Source organism: Labrenzia sp. VG12 (genome assembly GCF_002237595.1).
Lineage (GTDB): Bacteria > Pseudomonadota > Alphaproteobacteria > Rhizobiales > Stappiaceae > Roseibium.
Genome location: NZ_CP022529.1, coordinates 4,873,203 through 4,898,373, shown reverse-complemented (window position 1 = coordinate 4,898,373; position 25,171 = coordinate 4,873,203). Strand labels below are relative to the sequence as shown.

Annotated in this window: 23 protein-coding genes; 7 read left to right on the top strand and 16 right to left on the bottom strand. The window is 60.8% G+C overall.

Annotated features, from left to right (window positions below):
* Positions 1-20: 20 nt before the first annotated feature.
* Positions 21-749 carry an anti-sigma factor gene (locus tag CHH27_RS22700; RefSeq protein WP_094073612.1) on the bottom strand — a complete coding sequence of 243 codons (729 nt, stop codon included), beginning with the start codon at positions 747-749 and terminating at the stop codon, positions 21-23.
* Entirely contained in the window at positions 746-1,237 is a 492-nt protein-coding gene (locus tag CHH27_RS22695) for an RNA polymerase sigma factor (protein ID WP_247646149.1), read from the bottom strand. The genes CHH27_RS22700 and CHH27_RS22695 overlap by 4 nt, the downstream gene beginning before the upstream one ends.
* A 107-nt stretch (positions 1,238-1,344) precedes the next feature.
* On the opposite strand from CHH27_RS22695, the gene CHH27_RS22690 reads away from it, so the two are divergent.
* Positions 1,345-1,809 carry a DUF4399 domain-containing protein gene (locus CHH27_RS22690; protein ID WP_094073610.1) on the top strand — a complete coding sequence of 155 codons (465 nt, stop codon included), beginning with the start codon at positions 1,345-1,347 and terminating at the stop codon, positions 1,807-1,809.
* Positions 1,810-1,935: 126 nt separating this feature from the next.
* Here CHH27_RS22690 and CHH27_RS22685 read toward each other — a convergent pair whose 3' ends face one another.
* Positions 1,936-2,529 carry a TetR/AcrR family transcriptional regulator gene (locus tag CHH27_RS22685; RefSeq protein ID WP_198338273.1) on the bottom strand — a complete coding sequence of 198 codons (594 nt, stop codon included), beginning with the start codon at positions 2,527-2,529 and terminating at the stop codon, positions 1,936-1,938.
* Positions 2,530-2,601: 72 nt separating this feature from the next.
* Here CHH27_RS22685 and bdcA point away from each other — a divergent pair, with 72 nt between their 5' ends.
* Positions 2,602-3,315: an SDR family oxidoreductase gene (gene bdcA, locus CHH27_RS22680; RefSeq protein ID WP_094073608.1), complete on the top strand. Its 714-nt coding sequence runs from the start codon at positions 2,602-2,604 to the stop codon at positions 3,313-3,315.
* Positions 3,316-3,432: 117 nt separating this feature from the next.
* Here bdcA and CHH27_RS22675 read toward each other — a convergent pair whose 3' ends face one another.
* From CHH27_RS22675 to CHH27_RS22660, 4 genes are all read right to left on the bottom strand, one after another.
* Positions 3,433-3,846, bottom strand: a complete 414-nt coding sequence (locus CHH27_RS22675) for a hypothetical protein (protein WP_094073607.1) — start codon at positions 3,844-3,846, stop codon at positions 3,433-3,435.
* Positions 3,847-3,944: 98 nt separating this feature from the next.
* Positions 3,945-7,283: a M10 family metallopeptidase C-terminal domain-containing protein gene (locus CHH27_RS22670; RefSeq protein ID WP_094073606.1), complete on the bottom strand. Its 3,339-nt coding sequence runs from the start codon at positions 7,281-7,283 to the stop codon at positions 3,945-3,947.
* Between the two features lie 666 nt (positions 7,284-7,949).
* On the bottom strand, positions 7,950-8,558 hold the full coding sequence (locus CHH27_RS22665; protein ID WP_247646148.1) for a ferric reductase-like transmembrane domain-containing protein: 609 nt from the start codon (positions 8,556-8,558) through the stop codon (positions 7,950-7,952).
* A gap of 29 nt (positions 8,559-8,587) precedes the next feature.
* Positions 8,588-9,088: a twin-arginine translocation pathway signal gene (locus CHH27_RS22660; RefSeq protein ID WP_094074948.1), complete on the bottom strand. Its 501-nt coding sequence runs from the start codon at positions 9,086-9,088 to the stop codon at positions 8,588-8,590.
* Between the two features lie 240 nt (positions 9,089-9,328).
* Here CHH27_RS22660 and CHH27_RS22655 point away from each other — a divergent pair, with 240 nt between their 5' ends.
* The gene (locus CHH27_RS22655; RefSeq protein ID WP_094073604.1) at positions 9,329-9,769 is read left to right on the top strand and encodes a YHS domain-containing (seleno)protein; all 441 of its coding nucleotides are present in this window, start codon (positions 9,329-9,331) and stop codon (positions 9,767-9,769) included.
* Positions 9,770-9,799: 30 nt separating this feature from the next.
* Here CHH27_RS22655 and CHH27_RS22650 read toward each other — a convergent pair whose 3' ends face one another.
* The gene (locus CHH27_RS22650; RefSeq protein ID WP_157739051.1) at positions 9,800-10,285 is read right to left on the bottom strand and encodes a VOC family protein; all 486 of its coding nucleotides are present in this window, start codon (positions 10,283-10,285) and stop codon (positions 9,800-9,802) included.
* Positions 10,286-10,376: 91 nt separating this feature from the next.
* Between CHH27_RS22650 and CHH27_RS22645 the strand changes: the two genes are divergently transcribed.
* Positions 10,377-11,102, top strand: coding sequence for a YafY family protein (locus CHH27_RS22645; protein ID WP_094074946.1), 726 nt, complete (start codon positions 10,377-10,379; stop codon positions 11,100-11,102).
* 84 nt (positions 11,103-11,186) lie between these two features.
* Positions 11,187-11,861 carry a DUF2161 domain-containing phosphodiesterase gene (locus CHH27_RS22640; RefSeq protein WP_094073603.1) on the top strand — a complete coding sequence of 225 codons (675 nt, stop codon included), beginning with the start codon at positions 11,187-11,189 and terminating at the stop codon, positions 11,859-11,861.
* Positions 11,862-11,882: 21 nt separating this feature from the next.
* Here CHH27_RS22640 and CHH27_RS22635 read toward each other — a convergent pair whose 3' ends face one another.
* From CHH27_RS22635 to CHH27_RS22625, 3 genes are all read right to left on the bottom strand, one after another.
* Positions 11,883-12,344 (bottom strand): hypothetical protein, encoded by a 462-nt coding sequence (locus CHH27_RS22635; protein WP_094073602.1) that lies wholly within the window; start codon positions 12,342-12,344, stop codon positions 11,883-11,885.
* Between the two features lie 242 nt (positions 12,345-12,586).
* Positions 12,587-12,718, bottom strand: a complete 132-nt coding sequence (locus tag CHH27_RS28545; RefSeq protein ID WP_256386396.1) for a hypothetical protein — start codon at positions 12,716-12,718, stop codon at positions 12,587-12,589.
* Between the two features lie 32 nt (positions 12,719-12,750).
* Positions 12,751-13,749 carry an aldo/keto reductase gene (locus CHH27_RS22625; protein ID WP_094073600.1) on the bottom strand — a complete coding sequence of 333 codons (999 nt, stop codon included), beginning with the start codon at positions 13,747-13,749 and terminating at the stop codon, positions 12,751-12,753.
* 170 nt (positions 13,750-13,919) lie between these two features.
* Between CHH27_RS22625 and CHH27_RS22620 the strand changes: the two genes are divergently transcribed.
* On the top strand, positions 13,920-14,804 hold the full coding sequence (locus CHH27_RS22620; RefSeq protein ID WP_157739050.1) for a hypothetical protein: 885 nt from the start codon (positions 13,920-13,922) through the stop codon (positions 14,802-14,804).
* Positions 14,805-15,145: 341 nt separating this feature from the next.
* Here the strand turns inward: CHH27_RS22620 and CHH27_RS22615 are convergent, their stop codons facing one another.
* The 5 genes from CHH27_RS22615 to CHH27_RS22595 form a co-directional block, all read right to left on the bottom strand.
* Complete coding sequence (locus tag CHH27_RS22615; RefSeq protein WP_198338272.1) at positions 15,146-16,210, bottom strand: D-alanyl-D-alanine carboxypeptidase/D-alanyl-D-alanine-endopeptidase; 1,065 nt, start codon at positions 16,208-16,210, stop codon at positions 15,146-15,148.
* A 217-nt stretch (positions 16,211-16,427) separates the two neighbouring features.
* Positions 16,428-17,960 (bottom strand): hypothetical protein, encoded by a 1,533-nt coding sequence (locus CHH27_RS22610; RefSeq protein ID WP_094073598.1) that lies wholly within the window; start codon positions 17,958-17,960, stop codon positions 16,428-16,430.
* A gap of 379 nt (positions 17,961-18,339) precedes the next feature.
* Positions 18,340-21,729, bottom strand: a complete 3,390-nt coding sequence (locus CHH27_RS22605) for an error-prone DNA polymerase (RefSeq protein ID WP_094073597.1) — start codon at positions 21,727-21,729, stop codon at positions 18,340-18,342.
* Positions 21,730-22,182: 453 nt separating this feature from the next.
* Positions 22,183-23,634, bottom strand: coding sequence for a DNA polymerase Y family protein (locus CHH27_RS22600; RefSeq protein ID WP_247646147.1), 1,452 nt, complete (start codon positions 23,632-23,634; stop codon positions 22,183-22,185).
* Entirely contained in the window at positions 23,603-24,187 is a 585-nt protein-coding gene (locus CHH27_RS22595; RefSeq protein WP_094073595.1) for an ImuA family protein, read from the bottom strand. Before CHH27_RS22595 ends, CHH27_RS22600 begins: the two co-directional genes overlap by 32 nt.
* Positions 24,188-24,463: 276 nt before the next feature.
* On the opposite strand from CHH27_RS22595, the gene CHH27_RS22590 reads away from it, so the two are divergent.
* Positions 24,464-25,156, top strand: a complete 693-nt coding sequence (locus CHH27_RS22590; RefSeq protein ID WP_094073594.1) for a hypothetical protein — start codon at positions 24,464-24,466, stop codon at positions 25,154-25,156.
* Positions 25,157-25,171 lie beyond the last annotated feature (15 nt).

Here is a 25,171-nt window from a genome sequence, read left to right as displayed (position 1 = left end):
CTGGCGAGACGATCTGCGTGTCAGATCCGGCCCTGCAGCTGTTCGGCAATTCCCTTGACCGCGCCAAGATCCTCACCGCCGATCACCAGGAACCCATAACCGTCCTCAATCCAGTGTGCGGAGGCAAGGCCGGCCAGCATTTCGGCCTTCGGACCATAGGCCGACGCGTCGACCCGGGTGATGCAGATGGCAACAGGATCGTTTTCGCCGGAGAGATAGGCGATCTGAACCAGAGGATTGCCATCCAGCCCCAGCATCTGGGCCCGGCGGTAATTCAATCCGTCCACGCTGGCTGCGGCCGAAAGATTGCGCCCCAGATCAGCCGAAAGGGCTGTCAGCTGCTCAACTGCCTTTTCCTGCTCAGGCGTTTTGCCTGGCAGCGTGGCCGGAACGTAAAGGACCTGGTAGTTGGCCACCGCCATTTTCCAGTCGGTGTCGGGCAAGGGACGCTGCCACGGCGACCAGAGAGCACCAAGAAGGAGACCGGCGGCAACCAGTCCGGCAGCGGCTGTGCGCGGGGCCCAGCCCGAGATGCGCTTTTCATCCTTCGGTGCCTCGTAGGCCGGTGCCTGATCCAGCAGCGTGTCGAAAGCCTCCCTGACGGCGTCCACAGGCACGGACAGCATTTCCAGCCGCTCGACGAGTGCAGGATCGCTCTCCAGCGCAGCCTCGATCCGGCGCTGCTCGTCCTCGGCAAGCTCGCCGTCGAGATAGGCGGTCAGGGTCTCGTCGCTGACGCGAAAACTCATTTCGTTCCGGCCTTTCGCTGGTCAGGAGCAGTCTGCAATTTCTGGCGCGCGGCGGCCAGGCGGCTCATCACGGTGCCGATCGGGATCTCCAGGATCGCCGCGGCTTCCTTGTAAGTGTGACCTTCCACATAGACCAGCAGCACCGTTGCTCGCTGGGCCTCCGGCAATGCCATTACCCTGGTCAACACTTCACGCGCCATTCTATTCGTTTCCGCGTCCGGATTTTGTGCCGGAAGGTCAATCTGCTCGATGGGGACCAGGGTTCCGGTCCCCCGAATGCGCTCGGCGCGTTTTTCGTTGAGCCAGATGCGCCGGGCCATGGTGAAGAGCCACGCAGACAGGGAGGTCCCGGCCTGAAATTTCGCAGCCTGTTCAAGGGCCCGCGCAGCCGTTGCCTGGGCAAGGTCATCCGCGCCTGCGCGCTCGCCGGTCAAGGACAGGGCAAAACGCCAAAGTCTCGGGTAGAGCTCCGGCAATCCGGCCCTCACTTCCGCCTCTCCGGACGAGCTGGCAAAAAACTTTCGAATAATTTGCTCCGATCCCGTGTTTCTCCCCCGTGGGCATCAGGCTGCACGAACATCGGAGGAAGTCAAACATGAAGAAACTCGCCCTTGCCACCGCACTCACCGCAACGCTTGCAATCGCGGCACTCGCCGGACCTGCCATCGCCGACGATCACCTCGCCTGGCCGGCGACAGAAGGCGCCTATGTCTATTTCATAAACCTGGAGGACGGGGCCAGGGTCAAATCACCTGTTCTTGTCCAGATGGGGGTGAGCGGAATGGGTGTTGCACCTGCCGGCACTGAAAAAGAGGGCACCGGCCATCATCATGTCCTGATCGATCGCGCCCCACTCGGAGAGGGCGAGGACGGCGCCGACGAGTGGCTCTACAACCTGCCGGCAGATGAAAGTCACAAACACTTCGGAGGCGGCCAGACCGAAGTCAGCCTTGACCTGCCAGCCGGCACTCATACGCTGCAGATGGTTTTCGGGGACATGAACCACGTGCCCTTCGGGCCACAGATGGCCTCCGACGTGATCACCATCACCGTTGAATAACGCGCCTGAATCTGGCCGCGCGGTTCCAGTTGGCCGGCCTCCTGCCGGCCAGCGTCTTCTGGCTTTGAAATCAGGATGTCCACCGCGCCCTGCCAGGGCTTCCGCAGTGACGGGCAATTTGCGTCCCTAGCCGGACAGTTCCTGCTCGATCGCGTTTCCTGCAAGACGCGCCGTGGCGAGGAGGCGCTCGAGGCTATGGCCGTTGCGCGCCATGGACGACAGACCGGCCAGGGTGGTCCCGACGAAATCTGCAAGGTGCCTTGCTTCGTCAGGGCGCCGCTCCGCGATATAGCTGTTCAGCAAGCTGTCCGCACTGGCCTGCATCCCGCGAGCGGCGTCCCGTGCGTCCGCGTCGAGACAGTGAAGTCCCTCCAGCACCATACATCCGCTCCTCTCGGGATCGGCCGCAAAGCGCCGGGCTCCGTCTTCCAGCACGGCCGTCAGCGCCTCGGCGAGTGGGCGGTCGGATCGCAGCAGATCTGCAAGCGGAATGGCACCGGTCTGCGCATAGCGTTCCAGCACACGGATATAGAGCTCCGCCTTGCTGCCGAAGGCGGAATAAAAACTCGGCGGTTTGATGCCAAACGCGTCGGTCAGATCGGAAACGCTGACCGCGTCATAGCCGCGTGCATGGAAGAGCTGCTGAGCGGTTTCAATCGCCCGATCGGGATCGAAGCTGCGTGGCCGTCCGCGCGGACGCAATTTATTTATATCAGTCACTACAAAAATCCTTGAATGTCGCCTCACTGCTATTATGTAGCGCTTATTACATTATTCAGCAAGGAGAGCCTGATGTCTGACTTCAAAGATAAATCCGTTCTGGTGCTCGGTGGCAGCCGGGGGATCGGCGCGGCGATCGTGCGGCGCTTCAAGAACGAAGGCGCTAACGTCACCTTCACTTTTGCCGGATCTCCTGAAGCCGCCGAAGAGCTGGCCACCGAAACAGGCAGCACGGCTGTCTTCACCGACAGTGGTGACCGCGATGCACTTATCGCCACAGTCCGGAACCAGGGACCTCTGGACGTTTTGGTGGTCAATGCCGGGATTGCCGTGGTCGGAGACCCGCTGGAACAGGATCCCGACGAGATCGACCGGTTGTTCCGGGTCAACATGCATGCACCCTACCATGCCGCGGTCGAGGCGGCGCGCCAGATGCCCGAGGGCGGCCGGATCATCGTGATCGGATCTGTGAATGGCGACCGGATGCCCATCGCCGGTCTGGCGTCTTATGCCTTGAGCAAGTCCGCGCTGCAGGGTCTTGCGCGCGGCCTTGCCCGGGATCTCGGCCCGCGTGGCATTACCGTCAACATCGTTCAGCCGGGACCGATCAACACCGACCTCAACCCGGAAGACGGCCCGATGAAGGAGATGATGCACAGCTTCCTGGCCATCAAACGTCACGGACGCCCTGAGGAAGTCGCCGGAATGGTCGCCTGGCTCTCCGGTCCCGAGGCCGGTTTTGTCACCGGGGCCATGCACACCATCGACGGTGCCTTTGGCGCTTGATCAAAGCAGCGCGGGAGCAAGCTCGGTGCGCTTGCTCCCGAACCGGTTTGCCCACCAGATTGACCGACAACAGAATGTCTTTGACTGGTACCTACGACCAAGCCCCTTGGAAGGCCGTCAATAGACGACCGGGTACAACGTGATATCAGCCGGATCGCCCGGCCTGACCTTGGCAGTGCCACGGGCCAGCAGCCAGCCATCGGACCGTTCCAGGCTGGCGACCAGTAGAAGGACAGGGACTGTTTCAGCAGCCCCCGGCAGCGGCAGGGCAAACGAGAGCCGGTCGGTTTTGCCGTCACTTTCGACAATGGCGACCGCCGGGACCTGTTTCGCACCCTCCGGACCGGACAGGCCTTCAAAATGAAAACGCAGGTCTCCCTTCGGCAGAACGGCGCCTTTTGCGAAGCGCACGGTGCCGCGGAGCAGCTGGTCGTCTGCCATCGCTTTTCCTATTGTTGCGACGCCTGAAGCCGCACCCGCAGCAACAAGGCTGGCGATCAGCAGGCTACGGCGCGAGGTCATGTGTTTCATGTCAGTCCCAAAAAATCGAAAGCCCTCCGGTCCACGCCGAGGGGGCGGGCGTGGCCGGAGGAAACTGGCCGGGCACCTGAGCGCCCTGACCGATCTCATCAGATGATGAAGAAATCATCTGCTGACAGGTTCAGGTTCGACGACAGCTGCGCGAACTGAATGGCGGCGATGTCTCCGGATCCGTCGGCATCATAGGACAGCGTGCCGTCATTGCTGTCGTAGATGATCCGGTCGAATGCATCCTGTGCCGTGCCCGAGGCGCTTTTGTGGAACGCGGTAAAGTCCAGCAGCCCCTCGTCCAGCTCGGTGAAGATCGCACTGTCGAGCAGGATCGTATCGTCCTGGACATTGAAGTCCTTGATCCTGTCGACATTGCCATTGCCGAGCTCCGTGGTGAAGCGGAAGGAATCCTCGCCCTGGCCACCGGACAGGATGTCTGCCCCAAGTCCGCCGTCGAGCAGATCATTGCCCTTGCCACCATAGAGCTTGTCATTGCCTGCTTCGCCCGGCTGAACCGGCTCCGGCGGGAATTCCACCGAGACATTGAGTGTGTAGGTCGACCCTTCCGGCACGGCTTCGGTCCAGCCACCTGGAGCGTCGGGTGTCCAGCTGCCTTCCAGAATGTAGTAGGTACCGGTTTCCTGGACGACAAAGACCGTGCTGGAGTCCCGGTTCGACGTGGAACCCGGGTCGCCACCGCCATCATCGTTTTCGGTGACCACATTGCCATTGCCGTCAAGCAGGCGCACCCAGCTGTCATGGACATTCGGATCGGCAATGCCGTCTATGTCGATGGTCAGGATCGTGCCTGCTGCCAGGGTGATGCTGTAATAGCCGCCAAGGCCATTGCCGGTGGCGTTGACCGTCGTGTGCAGCACCGTGGTGCTGTCGAAGATGTTCGGATCTTCCGTCAGCGAGAAGTTGTTGGAGATGTCGAAGGCGGTCGCGATCGAGTTGTTGGTCGCGTCCGGGCCGAGCGTGGCGTAGCCCGTGCCCATGCCGGGCCGCGGAATGGCATCGGCTTGGTCTCCGAAGTCGCCGAACAGGACATCATCGCCGCGCCCGCCCTTCAGGACGTCATTGCCGCCCTGACCGGTCAACACGTTGTCCTTGCGGTCCCCCTTGATACGGTCGTTGAAACCGGACCCGGACAGGTTCTCGATGGAGATGTATCTGTCGCCTTCGGACTTGCCGCGCGCCAGGTTGAGATTGACGCCATTTTCTGAGGTTGAATAGTCCGCCGTGTCCGATCCGGAGCCGCCGTTCAGGACATCGCGGCCCAATCCGCCGGTCAGGATGTCGTTGCCGGCACCACCGGACAGTTCGTTCCGGCCATCCGTGCCAATCAGGTGGTCGTCATGATAGGAGCCGACAGCGTTTTCGACGTCGACGATGATGTCGTGGCGGATCGCCGTCCCGCGACCGACAATCTGTACCGGACCGGTGGCATCGCCGCCGCTGGCCGTGCCATTGCCAAGATCGACGGTGACACCGGCGTCGCTGCCGGAATAGACCACCGTGTCGATGCCCTCGCCCCCATCGAGATAATCCTGGCCGGCGCCGCCGATCAGCGTGTCATCGCCTTCGTCACCATAAAGGATGTCGCCGTCCCGGCCGCCATCGAGAATGTCGTTGCCGCCGCCGCCATTGAAGACGTCGCCGCCGCCGCGGCCCCAGAAATGATTGTCATCATCGGTGCCGATGAAACGATCGATGCGGTCATCCGATCCGATCAGGTTCTCGATACTGTCGAACGTGTCGCCGGAAGCCGTGCCGCCGCTGGCGATGTTGGTCTCAAGATTGACCAGCAGCTGGAATGGGCTTTCGTTGGAGTAATCAACCGTATCGACACCCGCGCCACCGCGGAACGTGTCGGCCCCGGCCTGACCCATCAGCACATCGTCGCCGTCGCCACCATCGAGAATGTCGTCGCCCGCGCCGCCCAGAATGGTGTCGTTGCCGGCGCCGCCATAAAGCGCGTCAGCGCCATCGTCGGTCTCGGTCTGATCGTCCAGGTCTGCGATGGGGATCGTGTTGTTGATGTCGCGGCTGGCAAGCGTGTCCCGGCCGCCGACAATGTAATCGTCGCCGTCGAGGCCGAAGATCGTATCGCCGCCGGCACCACCGATCAGCTCGTTGTCCCCCTCGTCGCCGACGATGATGTTGGTCAGCGATCCGGCCGCATTTCCCGCGTCGTCGTCGTTGCTGTCATCCGCCGGCGGTTCGGCTGTGCCGCCGACATAAATGATGTTTTCGACATGGGCGACGTCGCCGAGATCGATACCGCTGCCGATCACGTAGATCGTGTCGTTGCCGCCGTCTTCTTCCTCGCGGACGATGTCATCGGCGGAATCGACGAAATAGATATCATCACCGCCATTGCCGGCCATGCGGTCGGCACCGCCGCGACCGTCGAGGATGTTGTTGCCGTCATTGCCGATCAGAACATCGTCATGGGCGCTGCCGATGCCGTTCTCGATGTAGTACTCGGACTGGTCTTCGTTGTGACCGGCAAAGATCGAGACATTGTTGGAATGACCGTTGACGCTGGAAAACTGACCGGCGCGCAGATCCAGGATGGTGCCGGCGGTGGACCCGGAAAAGTCGATCGTGTCCTCGCCGCCAGTGTCGTGGATCACGAAGCCGATGTCGTGCTGCATGCCCTCCGACGTCAGTTCATAGCCGTATTCGGTGCTGTTGAAACCGTAGACATTGTCGCCGGTGTTCAGATCAATCGTCTGGTAGGTGCGCTCGCCGGTCTCTTCATCGACGGTTGAGAAAAACCTGCGGATGGTCGCCTCGACATCAGCCATCATCGGAGTGACCGACGACCAGCGCGTTGTCTCGCCGACATCGATGCCGTCGAAATAGGACATCATGCTGTATTGCTGGCGATCATAGGTCCAGGTCGCGTTGTTGAGATAGTTGATCTGGACGCCGCCGGGGCCGGAATAGTTGTAGAGCCCGGGATGGTTCAGGCCGAATTCATGACCAAGCTCATGGATGAAGGTGCTGAAAACGTAGCCGCCGACATCGGTCTTGTTGGGTTCTGTGTCATGGAAGCGCTGGCCAACGCTGATGAAGCGGTTGCTGGAGAAGGCACTGCCGTCGTTCTGCTCGCCGATCTCGGGGCTGGCGATCTGCATCCAGTGAGCGTCCGGATCATAGGGGGCATCGTCGACGACTTCGAACTGGAGCGGCGTCGTTGCCGACCACATTTGCAGCGCGCCGATCACCGCTTCCTTGTACTCGGGGTGATCGTTGAGTTCGGTGACATTGATCACCAGCGGCTGCGCCGCCATTTCAGGTGTCAGACTGCGCGGCAGGGCGCCGAGATAATCCAGATAGGCTTCATAGTCCTCGCTCTTGCCGAAAGGATTGTCCGGCGTCTGATCGTTGATCCACCATTCGTCACTTGGCTGTGGTGTCGTAGGCATTGTGAGGTCTCCCTTATGTTCTGGCCTCTGTTGGTGAGCTTTGTGATTCTGGTGTCGAGACGACCTGCCCGGTGCTGCCCGGGTCCGGCGAACTCGAGCCGACAAGGGGTCGCGACTGCAGCGGAAGCGGGAAAGGTCGGAAGGCCCAAACGGGCAGGCCGGCAGGCGCGCCGAAGCAGGTTGGAGCCCGGCCATGACCGGCAACCTCTTTTGGCCTCAATTCCCTTTCAAGTATGAAGATCGGTCTCGCCGGGGCCCTTGACGCCAGAGCGTCTTTTTTAATCTCCGTTTTCGACCGAAGACAAAAAAGCCTCATCGTTACAAGACCTTATCTTGTACAACTTTTAATAAGTGATTCTATTTCTTGCTGCTTCTAATTGCATCTCGTTGTTATGCTGGCAAGAACATTTTCTGCAACCAGTTCCGCAACCCGACCAGGCACAAGACGCTCAACCCGGCTGACATTTGCCGTCTCGAACGAGCGGATCCATCAGGCTCATGAAGTCAAAAAAACGGCTGAGATCTGCGATGTTTTCGGAGTCGCAGGACGGGCGTCCAAGAGGGCGCAAGTAGGAAGTTTCAGGCGGGCGCCCCACCGGTTTGAGACGCTTAAAAAAAATTTAGTGGCCCGGTGAGGGATGCGCTCTTCCGATTTCTGCCACAGCGTCAGGATCGTCTGTTGGTGAAGATCTTCAGGTCCAGCACCACCTTGAGGGTGACGGCCACAACCGCAGCGCTGAGCAACACCTTGGTGACACTTTCCATGGTGCCTTCAATCAGCAGGGCGTGCACCACACAGCCGACCACGACCGTCAGAGCAAGCGCGGCATGAGCACGGCGCCAGTTGCGTGGCAGAATAGGAAGGCGCCGCCGGAAGACGGCCAGAAGAGCGGCCAGAAAGACCGCCCACATGGCGACCACGCCCCAGATGGAAAAAGGGGTTGGCGAGCGAAACAGGAGGACGTCGATGACATCCGGCGGGCTGGTGATCCAGAGGCCGGCCACATGGAGCATGACTGCAAGCACCAGCAGGGCACCCGTCCAGCGATGCAGACGTCTGGCGCGTGGTCCTTGCAGACCGGGCAAAAGACCTCCGGCGAGAAGCGGTTGCAGGAGGAGCAGCGACATGGCGAAAATGCCGGCAAATCCGGCCGCAATATAGACCGGCTGACGCCATTGCAGCAGCGGACTGAACGCTGCCAACAGCAGGGGCAACAGGATCGCAGCAAGAACAACCGACCAGATCAACAGCGTGCGGAGCGGGATCTGAGACAATCGGCGCCTCTTGTCAGGCATCGTCCGGTTCAGGCCGGCTGCAACACAAAATGTGCCTCCAGGCTGGTATCTCCGGAACTCTTCATCACCGGACGCAGAAAGACGGTCTCGAAGTCTCCGCTGTCATAGGCCAGATGCCCGTGCGGTTGGCCGAAGGCCGGCACGATCTGGGGCATTTCCAGCCGGAAGACACCGTTTGCGTCCGTCAGGGTTGCGCCGTGACTGCGCTGGTCGCGTTCATGGCCTTCCGTGGTATGAGCCCAGATCTGGATGCGCTGGCCTGCCAGCGGAGCGCCGTCGCCCGCGCGGCGAACAGTGCCCGACATCCAGAAGCCGCCGCCCCCGATCCGGTCTACGATCGGTGCGCCGGGCCTGTAGTTGTTGGATCCACCGCGCATCGACCGCGTGGGTGCCAGACCTTTTGCTTGCGCCGGAACCAGCAGACGGGCGCTCCCGGTCACGAGAGCTGCGCCGCCCAGGACGCTGCCGGCAGCAAGAAGCGTGCGGCGGGAGATGAGGTCAATCGTCATCAAGATCACTCCAGTCGAACGGATGGCCCGGATTGGTTCCGGGCGTGCTTGTTGTCAAACTATAGGGCGTTTGTGGCCATTTCCGAGTTCTCCGCTTTTTCGGGGCTGGAATTCCTGCTCACGCTTGCGTGATCCCTTCGACGTCCCGGCGCGAGAACACGTCAGTCACCGGAATGTTGATTGAATGTCAGCGGGCGCCGGAACACATTTCAGGCGGGGCTTCAGCCGAACGAGGGTGACATGATCAATCGCAGAAATTTGCTCGGGCTATCGCTGGCAACCGCCGGATTTGCAGTCCTGGCCACCACTGCCGGGCCAGCCTTTGCCAAGAGCCCCCTGGCGCTCACCGGATATGATCCCGTCAGCTATTTTTCCGGAAACAGGCCTTCCAGGGGCAAATCGCAATTCACCGCCCAGTATCGCGGCCTGACCTATCAGTTTTCGTCGGCTCGGAACCGCGACGCCTTTGTTGCCAACCCGGCGCGTTATGCGCCGCAATTTGACGGCTATTGCGCCTACGGCGTCTCGCGCGGTTACAAGGTCGGCGTCGACCCACTCGCCTACAAGGTCGTGTCCGGCAAGCTTTACGTGAACTATTCCAAGTCCGTGCAGCGCACCTGGAGCCGGGATATACCGGGCTATATCGCCAAGGCGAACAGGAACTGGCCGGGGCTGAAGTGATTTCGCCGGACCAGTCCCTGCGCAGGGCGCCTAAAGGCCTTCGACCGGTGCGGACAGCGCGTAGTACTCCACGAGATTGCCGTCCGGATCCCTGAACTTGAACAGGCTCAGCGGGCCTTCGCGGATGATCCCGGGCGCCTGAAGAGCCTCCGGAGCGATTTCGGTGACATGAGCAAGGGCAGCGTCGATATCCGCCACCTTGAGATAGGGAACGGTGCTGCCCCCGAGCCTGGCCTTCGGTGCAAACGCCTCTTTCGACACGACGGCAAACAGGCCGCCTGCAATGTTGAAGCCAACAAAAACCTCGGTCTGAAAGACAGGGTCAGCCCCAAAGAGCGTACGGTAAAACGTGCCGGACCGTTCCATGTCGCTTGAAAGGACATAGACCCCCAGGCGTTCCAGGTTGTCTTGGCGGCTTGCCTGCATGGCGGTTTCCTGTGCGTTCGCGGTGATGAAAGATGTGAGGAAAAAGAGAGTGATCCCGGCTGCAAGGCGCCTGAACATCGTCGTTGTCATTCTGTCCCGTCCCTTCCAAGGTGTTCCGGCAGTTTTATAAATCCCCCCTGTTGCCACCGTGGTGGCAACATCGAACCAGCCAAGGGACGACATGCGCAAAGCGGACAGGTTGTTTGAGATCATCCAGATCCTGCGGCGGACACGCAGGCCGATCTCCGCCCGCGACATCGCGGAGGAGCTGGAGGTTTCCCGGCGGTCGGTCTATCGCGACATCACGACCTTGATCGCGCAGCGCGTTCCGATCCGGGGCGAGCCGGGCCTCGGTTATGTGCTGGAAGACGGCTTTGACATGCCGCCCCTGATGCTGACCGCAGACGAAATTGATGCAGCGGTTCTCGGCGCCCTTTGGGTCGCAACCCGAGGCGAACCGGACCTTGCCCGGGCAGCAGAGAACCTGATGGCGAAGATCGAGGCGATCACACCCGACCCGTTGTGCCGGCACATTCTGGCCTCGCCCATGAGTGTTCGCCCCGTCGACCCGGCAGCTGCAGAGTGCGTCGATGCCGGCATGCTGCGTCAGGCGATCCTGGACGGCAAAAAGGTGCAGATCGGTTATCGCGACGATAAAGGCCGCACCAGCGAACGCTGCGTCTGGCCGGTCCTTCTGGGTTACCGGGATGAAGGCAGGATCCTGGCGGCCTGGTGCGAATTGCGGGAAGATTTCCGCTATTTCCGGACGGATCGCATGACCTTTGCCGTCCTCCTGGATGACCGGTTTCCGGAGCGCCCTGCCGCCTTGAAAAAACGCTGGCAGTCGGCAATGGACGCGGAGCGCGAGCGATATGCACTACAAGACAAGGACGCTTCGGACCTGTGATACCCATCGCGTCCGGCCCGCATTGCCTGTGGCAAACCCCTTCTGCAGATTGTCCGCCCCTTTCCTGCCGCCTAAACTTGCGCAATGACGCGCATTCTGGAAACCGAGCTCTATGCACCGGTCAAGACCTTCCTGGAAGGACAGGGTTATGAGGTCAAGGCCGAAGTCGGCGCAGCGGATCTGGTCGCTTGCCGGGGCGACGAGGAGCCGGTGATCGTTGAACTGAAAACCGGGTTCACCCTGAGCCTGTTTCATCAGGCCATCGACCGGCAGGCGATCACGGATCTGGTCTATGTCGCGGTCGCCCGCGGCAAGGGCAAACGGTTTCTGGGCGCCTTGAAGAGCAACCTGAAACTTGCCCGGCGGCTTGGTCTCGGGCTGATCACCGTGCGTCTGCCGGACGGACATGTGGAAGTGCATCACGACCCGGCCCCGTTCACGCCGCGCAAGTCGAAACCCCGCAAGACCAGAATGCTTCGGGAATTCGCCCGCCGCGTCGGCGATCCGAACACGGGTGGCTCGACCCGGGTGACGCTGGTCACGGCCTACCGGCAGGACGCGATCCGCTGCGCGGAGCATCTGGCAGAAAGCGGCCCCAGCCGCGGCGCCGATGTCGCCAAGGCCACAGGCGTTGTGCGTGCGACCCGTATGATGGCAGACGATCATTACGGTTGGTTCGAACGGCTCGAGCGGGGTGTCTACGGCCTGACCCCGAAGGGGCGGGAAGCCCTTCCCGAGATCTCCGCGAAATCCGGCTAGACGAGATCTATGCTGTTGAGGTCAGCGGGAGCCGTAGCTTTCCTGACCAAAGTGGACTGTAGTCGGTCCATGCCGCCCTTTTTCCGGAATGACCCTCTTCACATTGTAGAACAGGCGTTGTCCATCTTCATCGGTCAAATTATTGATGCACAAGGTTCTCTCGCCTTCCCGCCCCCACGGGAACAGGAAGAGTTCAGAGACGGCCTCGTCGCTTGTTGCTTTATGCATCACCAGGCCAAAGACATTCGCGTCGATCCCGGCACTGTAACTTCCGAACTTAACTGAAAATTGGCAAACCCGCTCCATCAGTTGACTAGAAGCGCTTACGTATCTCATCCAGTGAATTGTAACCGTCCTGTCGATGCTGTCGGCAATGGAAGGCACATCTTCCGCTCGACCAGCCGTGGGTCCAGTGATGATGACGGTGACCGAGAGAAATGCGCAAAGGCACAGCCGTCTTAGTCCTCCTGTTTGGAATGGCATACGTTCCCCTTGCAATGAGCCATTGAAGGTCAAATCGTCGTGTGAACGATTGAATTCAAGTTAGAGTTGCCATCTCCAGCTTGCTAGCCCTCCGGCCGAGATAAACAGCCTGGGTGACCTCGCGCCCTTCCTGTAGCGGTTTTTTGAACACCACCGTCAGCCCTAGCCTCGTCAAAGGCCGACGCCAGCAGAGCGTGAAGCCTTCCTTGGTGGCAGAACCCTTTAGAGCCGCCATGCAGCAATCAGTCGGGCGTGTGATCGATGTCTATCAGGAGGGCGTCATATTGACGGCCGGGGCGTTCGGCTTCGAAGCCCGTTGCCGACGCCGCATGGGCAAGGGCGGCGGCCTGCCCCAGCCGGCCCGATGCCGCCAATCAAACCAATATGCATGTGGCCGTTCCTCCTCTCAGCAATACCGCTCCGGTCCGATCGATTGCGCGTCCGAATAGCGGTCGCCATGGGCCCAGCCGACGGGCAGCACAGCCTCGATACGCTCCAGATCTGATGCGGTGAGGGTCAGGGCCGCGCCCGAAATGCATTCGCGCAGGTGCTCCACCGACCGCGTTCCCGGGATCGGGATGACATGCGGACCGCGGGCGAGCAGCCAGGCATTTGCCAAACCTGCCGCCGTGGTGCCCATCTCCGCCGCAAGCTTGCGGAAGCCTTCCAGGATGCGCAGGTTTTCCGTCAGGTTCGGCTCCATGAACCGCGGATTCGAGCTGAGGAACGGCAGGTCGGTGATCCGCTTGCGCGGGATCGGATTGTCGGTCAGCAGCGAACGGCCGACGGGCGAAAAGGCCACCATGGCAACGCCGAGCTCTGCGCAGGCCTGCACCAGTCCGAGATCGGGCGCGCGCGTGGAGAGCGAATATTCCGATTGAACGGCGGCGACAGGGAAGACCTTCATGGCGCGGCGCAGGGTCGACGGCGCGATTTCCGACAGGCCGATGGCGCGGGTCTTGCCCTTTTCGACCAGCCGGCCGAGATTGGCCGCCGTTTCTTCCGGGGTGAAGCGCGGATCGCGGCGATGGGCATAAAAGAGGTCGACGCAGTCGAGGCCAAGCCGCTGAAGAGACTTGTCGAGCTCCGCTTCCAGGTGCCCCGCCGAATTGTCAAAGCAGCGGTTGCCGTCCTGATCGCTGGTGATCGAGGCCTTGGTTGCGATGATGAAGTCGTCCCGCGCGCCCGGATCGGCTTTCAGATAGGTGCCGATCGCGGTTTCCGATTTGCCCATGCCGTAGACATTGGCCGTATCCAGATGCGTGACGCCCAGATCCCGGCAGGCATTGAGGACGGCGTGGCTTTCCGCTTCGTTCGTCGGCCCGTACATATCGGAAAAGGACATCGCGCCATAGCCGATCGCGCCGACTTCCGGCCCATCCGCGCCCAATCTGCGTTTTTCCATCTTGTCCCCTCTGCGCGCTCAAAAAAGCTGAAGAGGTCATTCTTAAGCGATTGGTGTGAGCCCTGAAAGGGCGAATGAAGGTCTCATACCACCCTCGTCCGAAGCGTTTTTTTGAAAGGCTGGGAGTACCTGACGCTGCCCGGATGACATATATTCATTTGGAAGACCGAGTGACCGAACAGAAACCGGAGACTGATGTGTCATCAGGCAAGGGGCGCGTTGAAAGACTGATCGATGCGATCGGCGCAGAGTACCAGGCGCATCTTATCGACTTGTGGAACACCTCCACGGTCTTTGATATTCAGGACGGCGCCGTTCAAAAGATGATCTCCCGCGAAGCGCCATTCGGCGTCATCGGTATCAAGATCCTGATGCGCCATCCGGGAGAGACGGATCGTCTTTTTGAACACCAATGGAATTTCAGCATCGGGGTCACCGGATGTGAATTCAAGCTCTTGGATGTCGATTACCAGAATGACGTCTGGATCGGTGATGTGAATTCCGCCGAATTCGCAGGGCATGAACACATAGCCTATAAATCCGTTGAACAGATGATTGCCTTTCACGGCGATGATTTCGGCGTCGGAAAAATCTTCATCGAAAAGATCGGGGCGCTCTGCCCCAGCCTGCTTGAAAAACCGCCTTTGTTCTTTCGACTGCCGCGCAGGGCGCCGCCCGCCTACAGGTTCACGGCCGCCTCCCCGGCCATTCGCAAGGAGGTCGGCCTGTCCCCTGACGACCGCATGGTTCTGATCGAGGCGATGATCAAGGAACACGGCATTGCCCCCTATACGATCCTTCTGTCCTGCCAGTCCGATGACAACTTCTGGCTGGCCGATCTCCCCGAAGCGCTTGTCGATCATTACCAGCATGGCCTGATTGACCCGAGCCTTGGTGAGCATCACTCCAATCTTGAGGTCGGGGTCTCCATTACCGCAGAGGCTCTGAGGAACAGGGTCCGGCAGAAATCAACCAGCACCGAGCGCGACAACGGCGTCTTTTTCTCCATGTCCGGAAGCGGGTCTGCGTCAGGCTATTTGAACGGATTGAACTGATGGGCGTTGGCCGGGGTCCTATTCTGACCCCTTAGAAGGTCCGCTCGCGGCCCATTCGCCGCCACGCTGAAAATCCCGGCTCTGGAAGCGCTGCTTGTTCTGCGCTCTCAGATGCATCACGCGGGTGAACGAGGCCCTGGTCGCGATGACGACGTCGGCCCGTACCTGTCAGAAAAGGACATCGCGCCATCGCCGATCACGCCGACCTCCGGCCTCCCGTTAGAGACCGAGTTCAAGCGTCCTGAGCAGGCGGAACCGGGTCTTTCCCGTGTTGCCCTTCAGCGAGATCACGAAGGGCACCAGGCCGTGGTTTGAGGTGTTCACGTATCCCGCCAGGGCCTTCACACCCGGGATCGTGCCCGTCTTGTAGCGGGATCCGGCCCGGGTCTTGGGCAGCAGGTCCGCATGCGGCGCAAATTGCTGCAGTACTTTGGCGAGGCTTTGGGGGAGAAAAGGTTGTCGGGGCTGATGCCCGAACCTTCCTTGAGGACCAGGCCCTCGGTGATGCCGTGTTCGGCCAGGATGTCTTTCGTGACCTGCTGCGACTTTTCAAGACTGACCGGCCCGCCGAAACGGTGCGCGCCAATCTCCAGAAAGATCTGGTTGGCGATATAGTTGTTCGACCCGATCATCAGCAGGGTCAGGATCTCCGACAGGGGGCGGGACTGGTGGTGCACATGGACAGGCTCAAGGTCTGCGGGCACGGGCCCGGTTGAGATGTCGCCGTCAACACGCCCTCCGGCCCGCTCGATAAAGGCGGCAAGCAGCTCGCCGGCATAGCGCACGCCTATGGCAGGGTCTTCCTGGGCCAGGCTGATGCGGCCGCGCCCCTTTGGGCCACGCTCCCGGAACTGGCTCACCGCCAGGGGGGTGATCGGGGTCTGCTTTTCCGCAGAACGGACCGTGTTTCCCTTTCTGACGGCATGGATCGTGTTGAAATTGACCGCAAGGGCCGCGTTGAGGGCGTCATAGGCCGCGCCGGTGTCTTCGATACCCGGGATCCGAAGACTGGCCGGGTAATAGCTTGCGTCCAGAACAAGGCCTGCGAACGGTTCCTTGCCGGTCGCGGCAAGAAGCTCGGGCACGAGCAGCGCAAGCTCCTCGGAGACCAGGAACGGATCGCCGCCGCCGCGCACATAGAGCACCCTGTTCTTGTCCAGGTAAAAGCTTGTCGTGAACCGGTAATCCTCCCCCAGAACCTCCAGCGCCAACCAGGCGGTGACGAGCTTGGCGACCGACGCCGGGACAAAGGACCGCTCGGCGTTTTGCGCCACCAGCTCGTTGCCCGTCTCATCCAGCACAAGCACGACCCCCGACGGCGCCGCGGCCGCGACCTTGTCTTCCACACCGGCCAGAGCCGGGCTGCAAAGACACATGAGGGCAAGGAAGAGAGCAAGCAGGCGCATGATGGCTCCAGTCAGCCGCTGGTCCTGCGGCTGGTGACCTTGGGTGTTGCCGGGGACACCATGTGATCCGGTCCGAGGGTACAAATCAACTGGAACTTCGGTTGGGGGTGAAGGCGGGCTGGGGCTGTCATTCATCGGCCAAGCCGCATGGTGCGCTGCTATCCTTCATTTCGGCATTCACCGAGGTTGTGCATTCACACACCCAACTTCTGTTGGTTTACTCAGATAGTAGTTCGCCCTCGAGATTTTCCGACGGTACTGAACTTTGGTTCTCCTCGAGCCATTCTAGTGTCATTACAGGTGCCGAGCGCATGCGCTCTTTAGCTTGCGACGAAGAGACATCGATTTCATTAAAACGTCCTTCAAGCTTTCTCAGGTGAGCATAACATCCAATATCTATTGCAAAGGCCTGAAAGGTTCCAGGTTGAGACTTGTGCGTGAGTGCCGTCCCGCAATTGTGAATAATTCTATAGTCTAAAAGACGATACACAAGCCCTCGAACTTGTTCATTTCTCTTGAGTAACTCCTCACTGACATTAAAAATATTGTTTTGCTTAGCGAGACAAAACTCTCGAATTAAATATATTCCTTTAAGTAGTCCTTCTTGCTCTTGATCCTGAGAGTCTTGCTTCAGCTCTTCTATGCGACGCTCAAAATTGGATCGACTACTAATGCGAACATCGTCTTTTCCAATTCTTCCGTCGCCGGAAGACACGGACGGCAATATCTCCAAAAAAAGCGACATAACATCACGAGGTACACCGCCTCCCGCCATTACAAGTCTCTGAAATCCCTCCCCCTTGAACAGAGCCCCTATTTCACTTTTACTCATGCCAGCTTGTTTTCCAAATCCCTCAAGAATTGCCAAGTTTCGGCGACGTGTTTTCTCGAAGTTGCCGAAATCATAGTCAATACTTACAGGTTGAAAATCATGGCGCTCTTGCGCGCCGAACGGCTGACCATTTCTGTCGACATACAAAGTACTCGCATGTCTCAATGTTGCAATTTTGAAGAATAGAGGCAAATCCTTGCAAAGCCTGTGAACATAGTCCACAACAAATGCTTGATGAACCCGGTCGAGATGGTAGAGATCATCAAGCTGTATGAAAACAAATTTCACCTTGCTTGACAACTGGAAGAATTCACGAATATTGCGTTTGTATTCAGGAAGTCTTATGTCGAGTTGCTTCAGTTTCGACTGATGTTCTTGAAATGCTCTTTCTACGCGAATGGAAGCTGTCGCCGATCTGTCTGATTTTAGCCCTAGATCCAGCCCTGATGATTTGGCTCCCAATGAGATCGAGTTCTTGTTGGTGCTATTTTCTTCGCTTTCAGTGCGAACTTCGCTTGTTCTTTCGTCAGGTTGTTCTTTGATCTTATTGATATCATTGATAACTTCCTGAACAATCTGCTTAAGGCGACGTTTTCGACCGAACCAGCCGTGGCAATTGGCCTGTAATTCCGAAAAAACAGACTCAAGAATCACTAACAGGACGTCTGGGAAACTATGACGTTTGAAGTCCTCGCAGTTTAAATAAATCGTTCTAACATCTTCTGAAGCCTGCTCTGCTGATTTAAACATCAAAAGCGTTTTGCCACAACCACGCCTCGCAAATACTGCGTGGTTTTGCTTTGCTCGCAAATCAAGAATTAGAGAATCTGTATCCACATAAGTAACGGATTCACTGTGCTTCTGAATACGAAGATTTTCAGTGATAATTTCTCGAAGTTTAAGAATTTCGTCGGCCATGTTCTCTCCGGTCGCTGAATTATCAATGTTTACTGATAAATTCGGCAGGTGCAAGCTTAGGTTGTTGGAGGTGACATTCCTTTAGTGAGGCTGAAAGAAACTTTTGTGAGGCAAGTTCGTTACGGCATCGCCGAGATTAGGCTCATCAGTGGTTTATCGCCCTGAGAAGGGATGATCGCAGTTGACGTTGCTTTGGTAGTGTTTTTCGTATTGGAAGACACATAGCGGGCCTGACACATCCTTATAGGGAAACTCTCCGCGAGAATTTCACGCCCAGCGTTGAATTCGCTACGATGCGTGTGAATTTCTGGTTCTTACGATCTACTGAGATCACCTCTCCGCAGCTCCGGTTGTCCACTCCCCTTCGTCCCTCCCCTCCTCAATGAAAATCCCTACTCGGAAACAATCGCTTGGCCTGTTCCCTCGGATGCATCGCCCGTGTCTTCTGGGCGTCCGATTTCAGGTGCACCGGCACGTCGTCGGTCTTGGGGCCCATCTCACCCAGCACGTTGTCGCTCGGGTGGCCGAGGAGGGAGAGGTCGCGGGAGCGGTCTTCGATGTGGTCGGCGATGAGGTGGACCACCATGCCTTCCCGCTCCAGACGGCCGGTGACTTTCAGGAGCCGGCCGCCGAGAACGGCGGGGCGGAATTTTTCGTACATTTTCGGCCAGACGACCACGTTGGAGACGCCGGTCTCGTCTTCGAGCGTCAGGAAAATGACGCCGGAGGCCGTGCCGGGGCGCTGGCGGGTGATGACGAGGCCGCAGACGGAGACGCGGCGCGCCTCGCGCGGGGTCAGCGCGGCGAGCCGGTCATGGGGCGTCAGATGCGGGATATGCGGGCGTAACAGCTCCATCGGATGGGCCCGCAGCGTCAGCCGGGTCGAGAGGTAATCCTCCACCACCTCCTGGCCGAGATGCATGGCCGGCAGATGCACCTCCGGCTCGAAGATCGCCTCGCCGTCGATCGGGTCGTTGAAGAGCGGCAGGGGTTTCGGGCTGCGGATGGTCTTCACCTGCCAGAGCGCGGCACGGCGATTGAGGCCCATGCCGGCAAAGGCATCGGCCTCGGCCAGCCGCTCCAGGGTGGCCGGCGGCACGCCGGTGCGGAGCCAGAGGGTTTCGGTGTCCGGATAGCCGTTGCCGCGGGCGGCGACGATCCAGGCAGCGTCTTCTTCGCGGAGGCCCTTGATCTGGCGGAAGCCGAGGCGCAGCGCCAGCGCGCCGTCGCTGCGCCGCTCCAGGATGTTGTCCCATTCGCTGGTGTTGACGCAGACCGGGCGGACCTCGACCTGGTGCTCGCGGGCATCGCGCACGATCTGCGCCGGAGCGTAAAAGCCCATCGGCTGGGCGTTTAAAAGCGCGCAGGCGAATTCGGCCGGGTAATGGCATTTGAGGTAAGCCGAGACATAGGCCAGCATGGCAAAGGCGGCAGCGTGGCTTTCGGGAAAACCGTATTCGCCGAAGCCCTCGATCTGGCCGAAACAGTTCTGGGCAAACTCCAGCTCGTAGCCACGGCTGAGCATGCCGGAGATGAACTTCTCCTTCAGCTGACCGATCGTGCCCATGCGCCGGAAGGTCGCCATGGAGCGGCGGAGTTTATCGGCCTCCGACGGGGTGAAACCGGCGGCGACGACCGCGATCTGCATGGCCTGTTCCTGGAACAGCGGCACGCCGAGCGTCTTGCCGAGCACCTCCTCCAGTTCTTTTGAGGGAAATGCCACCTTCTCCTTGCCCTGTCGGCGGTTGATATAGGGGTGCACCATGCCGCCCTGGATCGGGCCGGGGCGCACAATCGCGACCTCGATGACAAGGTCGTAGAATTCGCGCGGGCGCATGCGCGGCAGGAAGTTCATCTGCGCCCGGCTTTCCACCTGGAAGACGCCGATGGCATCGGCGACGCAGAGCATGTCATAGGTCTTCTTGTCCGCCTGGGGCACGGTGCCGAGCGTCAGCTGATCGCCATGATGCGTGTCGATCAGCTGAAAACACTTGCGGATGCAGGTGAGCATGCCGAGGCTGAGCATGTCGACCTTCAAAATGCCAAGCGCGTCGATATCGTCCTTGTCCCATTCAATGACGGTGCGGTTTTCCATGGCGGCGTTCTCGATCGGGCAGAGCGCGTCGAGCCGGCCTTGCGTGATCACGAAACCACCGACATGCTGGCTCAGATGCCTTGGAAAGCCGATGATCTCCCGGATCAGCTCGATGGTCTGCCGGACACGGGGGTTGTCGAGATCAAGACCGATCTCCTTCACACGCGTTTCCTCCGGCCCCTTGTTGGAGCTGCCCCAGATCTGGCCGGCGAGCGCCGCGGTGACATCCGCATTCAGCCCCATCACCTTGCCGACCTCGCGGATCGCGGCGCGGGTGCGGAAATGGATCACCGTGGCGCAGAGCCCGGCGCGGTGACGGCCGTATTTTTCGTAGACATACTGGATCACCTCCTCGCGCCGCTCATGCTCGAAATCGACATCGATATCGGGCGGTTCGCCGCGATGTTCTGAAATGAAGCGCTCGGAGACCATGGTGATGGTTTCCGGGCCAACGTCCGTGATGCCGAGCGCATAACAGATGATCGAATTGGCCGCCGAGCCGCGCCCCTGACACAGGATGTGGCGGCTTCTGGCAAAGCCGATAATGTCATGCACGGTCAGGAAATAGGCCGCGAATTTCAGCTTGGCGATCAGCGTCAGCTCCTTCGCCGCCAGCTTGAGCGCATGGTCCGGAACGCCCGCCGGATAGCGGTGTTCCAGCCCCTCATAGGTCAGCCGTTCCAGCCGCGCCTGCGGGTCCTCGCCGCCCATGATCTCGTCCGGATATTCATAAGACAGTTCGGAGAGGTCGAAGCTGCAGCGGGTGGCGATTTCCAGCGTGCGGCGGAACGCGGCCGGGTGATGGCGGAAAAGGCGCGCCATGTCGTCCGGGGCCTTCAGCCGCCGCTCGCCATTGGGCAGCGCCCGGGTGCCGATCTCGTCGATGGTGCAGCCCTCGCGCAGGCAGGTCAGCACATCGGCCAGCCGGCGGCGGCCGGCGTGATGCATCATGACGTCGCCGACAGCCACCATCGGCGCGGCGAGCGAATGCGCGGCCTGGGCACAGGTCCGGAACCAGGCCTGGTCGGTGCCGTCATAACGGGGCGCCGCGCCCAGAAAGACATGGCCCGGCAGTTCCTGGCGCAGCCGGCGGATGTGATCGCATGTTGTGGCGCAGAGGCCCGTCTGCGCGGACGCCCCCTGGGGCAGGGCGATCAGGATCTGGCCCTTTGCGGCGCAAAGCAGATCTTCCAGGTTCAAATGGCAATCGCCTTTTTCCGCACGGCGCTTGCCCAGCGTCAGCAGCTGGCTGAGCCGTTCGTACGCGGCGCGGTCGGTGGGCAGTGCCACCCAGTCGACCGGGCTGTCCTGCAGCACCAGCCGCGCGCCGACAATCAGCCGCGGCAGTTTCAACGTCTCCGGCAGGGCGAGCGGCGGGCTGGTGTTGGTCTCCTGGCGCGAGGATGAATCGATCTGCGAATGGGAGCGGATCTGCACGCCTTCTTCGGCCGCGGCGCGCTTGATCTCCTTCAACGCCGAAAAAGCCCGCACCACTCCGGCCAGCGAATTGCGATCGGTGATCGCAATCGCCTCAAGGCCAAGCGCGGCTGCCCGCGTCACCAGCTCTTCCGGGTGGGACGCGCCGGTGAGGAACGAGAAATTGGACGTCACCGCAAGCTCCGCATAGCGGGCCGGTTCCAGGCGGAAACTGTCAGCGGAAGGCTCACGGCTCATGAACGGAGCTCCCGAGATCCTGCTCCGGCGTCATTCCAAAAACCGGCACGGCCCTTCCCCTTGCGCCCCTCTCCCCCCTTGCGGGGGAGATGTCCGGGAACCGGACAGAGGGGGGTGAAGCCGCGCCACAAAATCCGGAGAGGCCAGCGTTCGCCGAAAGGCCGATACCCCCCTCTGTCCCCTGACGGGGACATCTCGCCCTCAAGGGGGAGAGGGGGTGTATGCGGTGAAGCTCAAATCTATCAGGGACACAAGAGCCAGACGCATCTTTCGGTGTCATCCCGGCCAAGCGCCAGCGCAGAGCCGGGACCCACTCGCCTCGCCGCTTGCCGAAGCGAAGGTGATGCATCCTTGTCCCAAGGCTCTGCAAACGAGTAGGCCCCGGATCTCGCTTTGCTCCTCCGGGGTGACACGGAAAGAAACCGTGTTTGGAAAGGCAGCGGCCAAAAACCATCAGCCGAACTCCCCTTGCACGAACCAGGCCGGCTCCTGGGGGGTGTGGAACAGCCACAGGCGCTGGCCCTCGCCGGTGCCGACGCGCCAGTAGTCGCGCAGGCCCTTGGACCAACTGTCATCCTGTTCCCACCAGGCCGGGGTGATCCGCTCCGGCCCCTCGGCCTCCAGGACGGTGCGCATGCGGCCGCGCCAGCGGAAGCGTCTGGGCGGTTCAAAGCCGGAGCCCAGAATGGGTTCGGGTGCGAACAGGCGGATCGGCCGCGGACGGTGGGAGGGCCAGTCGGGTGCAGGGCGGCTATAGGCGGCGGGCACCAGCTTGAAACTGCGCTCGGGGATATGGCTGTCGACCGGCTGAAAACGCTGGATGTTTTCAAGGCCGACCCGGTTGCCGAGCTGGGTGATCAGATCATCAAGACTGTCTTTTGCCAGGCCCTCGGAGCGGTCCAGCTGACGCAGGCCGAGCGGTTCCACCTCCAGCGCTTCCAGGCGGATCATGTCGATGCCGAACCCCGCATCGACCGCGCTGACGCCGCGCTCGAACAGGGCCAGGAGGCGTTTGCCGTCGCGCATCGGCCGGGCGAGCTTCAGTTCCACCGACTGGTTTTCCTGATCGACCCGCCGGAAGGTCAGTTTCAGCCGCCGGGCGCCCTGCTGGGCCTCGTCGAGGCGCCGGCAAAGATGGGCGGTAAGACGCCGGGCGGCAGCCATGACATCGTCCAGAAGCCCGATCGGGTCGGGCAGGGTCATGCGCACGGCAAAGACCTTTTCCTCGCCCAGCGGCGAGATCTGTTCCGGCAGGTTGCCGAGCGCCTGATCGAGCCGGGCCAGCACCTCCCGGTCATAGCGCCGGGCCACGGTTGCCCGCGGCAGATTGTAGAGCTCGGACACCGTGGCAATGCCGAGCCGCTCCAGGCTGGTGCAGGTCTGGTCGGCAAGGCGCAGGGCCGGCAGCGGCAGGGAGCCGATCCGGTTGAGTGTCTCGCCCGGCGTGGCAATGCCTTCGGAAAAATGCGCCAGCGCCCAGGCCGTGCCGGGCGTGTCGGCCAGTCCCAACCGGGCGGTCAGGCCGGCCCGGGCAAGACGCGCGCGCATGTCGTCAAGCAGAGGTTCTTCGCCGCCCAGCAGATGCGCCGAGCCGGTGATGTCGAGAAAAAGCCCGTCATTGCCATCCAGCCCGACCCAGGGGCAATAGCGAGTCGCCCAGCGGGCCAGGAGGCGCAAAAAGCGCTGATCGGCAGCCGGATCGGCCGGACGGGTCAGCAATTCGGGACAGAAACTGCGGGCATGAACCAGCGTCATGCCACGATTGAGGCCGAAGCTTTCGGCGCGTGCGCACAGGTCGTAAAGGCGTTCGGAATTGCGGTCGAACAGGCTTAAGGCAAACGGCGCGTCGACGGGCCGGGCGCGTAAAACGCGCTCAGCCGCCAGCCTCGGAAACCACAATGACACGACGCGACGCTGCATCCCAACGCACAATCCATTCTGACAATGTTCCTATTTTGTTCTTTATAAGTGCCCAGCGCCAATGAGTCGAGTCATGGCTGTTTTGACGAGGGGCCGAAGCGCGTCCGGAGAGGGCCGGAACACCGGCGCAGCGCCAGCGGGTTTCGGCCGCATTGCTGCCCGCGCCCTCCGGAATCAGGAGAATGGCGGTGGTGCCGCCGGCCTCGGCTGCCAGCTGCAGCCGCCGGCCTTCCGTCAGGCCGATCGCTCCGGAAACCTCGGCCACCACCAGCCCGGCAGCGCCGGAGCGCAGCGCCGTTTCCGCGCTGGCCAGAACGTTGAGCTGGCTGTCGGCCCGGGTGAGCAACAACCGGCCCGGATCGCAATAAGGTGCCAGGCCTTCCGGGTTGACGGTCGGCCTCCAGCTTTCGGAAATCCAGACAACCGCTCCCTTTGCTGAGCCAGCCGCAATCGCGGCAAAAGCCAGCGCACCGTCACCGCAGATCTCGTGGGCGCGGGCCTGTTTCAACGGGTAGACAGAGGAAAAGGTCAGGGACATGGAAAGATCGTATGCTGCAATCGAATCCGGCAAAGACTAGCGGATCGGGGTCGCTTGCGGAACCGGGTCAGCTCTCGTTCCCCGCTCCTTCGTCATGCCATGGCGTTGCGACGCCTCCCGCAACGCCCTGCTGGCATGCAACGGCACGGCATGGATTGCCGGATCACGTCCGGCAATGACGACAAATGAGGTTGCTGCCTCTCCCGTCTCCAAACAGCCGTTGCCGCCGGACCTCCCGATTGCTATACGCCCCGGCACAACAGTCGGGAAAACACAATGACGCGCAGCCTTCTGGACGGGCGGAAACTCAAGACCATCGCCATTGTCGGCAACGGCCCGGTATCGGCAGTCGATGCACCGGAAATCGACAAGGCCGACATGGTGCTGCGCTTCAACAGTGCGCCCTCCCTCGGGGCTGCCGGACAGCGGGTCGACGTTCTGATGCTCAACCGGGCAAGGGTCTATATGTCCAAGCGGATCAATCCGCTGGCGCTGCACCGGTCACCGGAAGTCTGGGTCAACGACATCCAGGACAACGGCCAGGTCGACTGGCTGTTCACACGCGAATGCAGGCCGACCTATCTTGGCTTCGGTCCCAAGGACAAGGCCCGGCAGCATCTGAAAAAATTCGACCCCTTCGACACCAGCCAGCCGACGTCCGGCGCCTCGATCATCGCCGAGTTTCTGGAGATCGCGCCGGACGTGAAAATCCACCTCTTCGGCTTTACCCACCAGGGCAAGCAGCACACCCATGACTGGAGTGCGGAAAAGGAGTGGGTTCAGCAGCTTGTCGAAGAGGGCCGCATCGTCCGGCACCTCACTCCCGGCCCTAAACCGACCAGAAGCTTTGCCGGCAAACTGGAATACGGCTTTCGCTGGCTGGAAAAGCGGACGAAACACTACCTCTACAACAAGATATTGCACTCCAGCGCGAGCACCAAGCAGCGGATTTTCGGCCAGGACGCCTGACACCGTCTCTTGCCG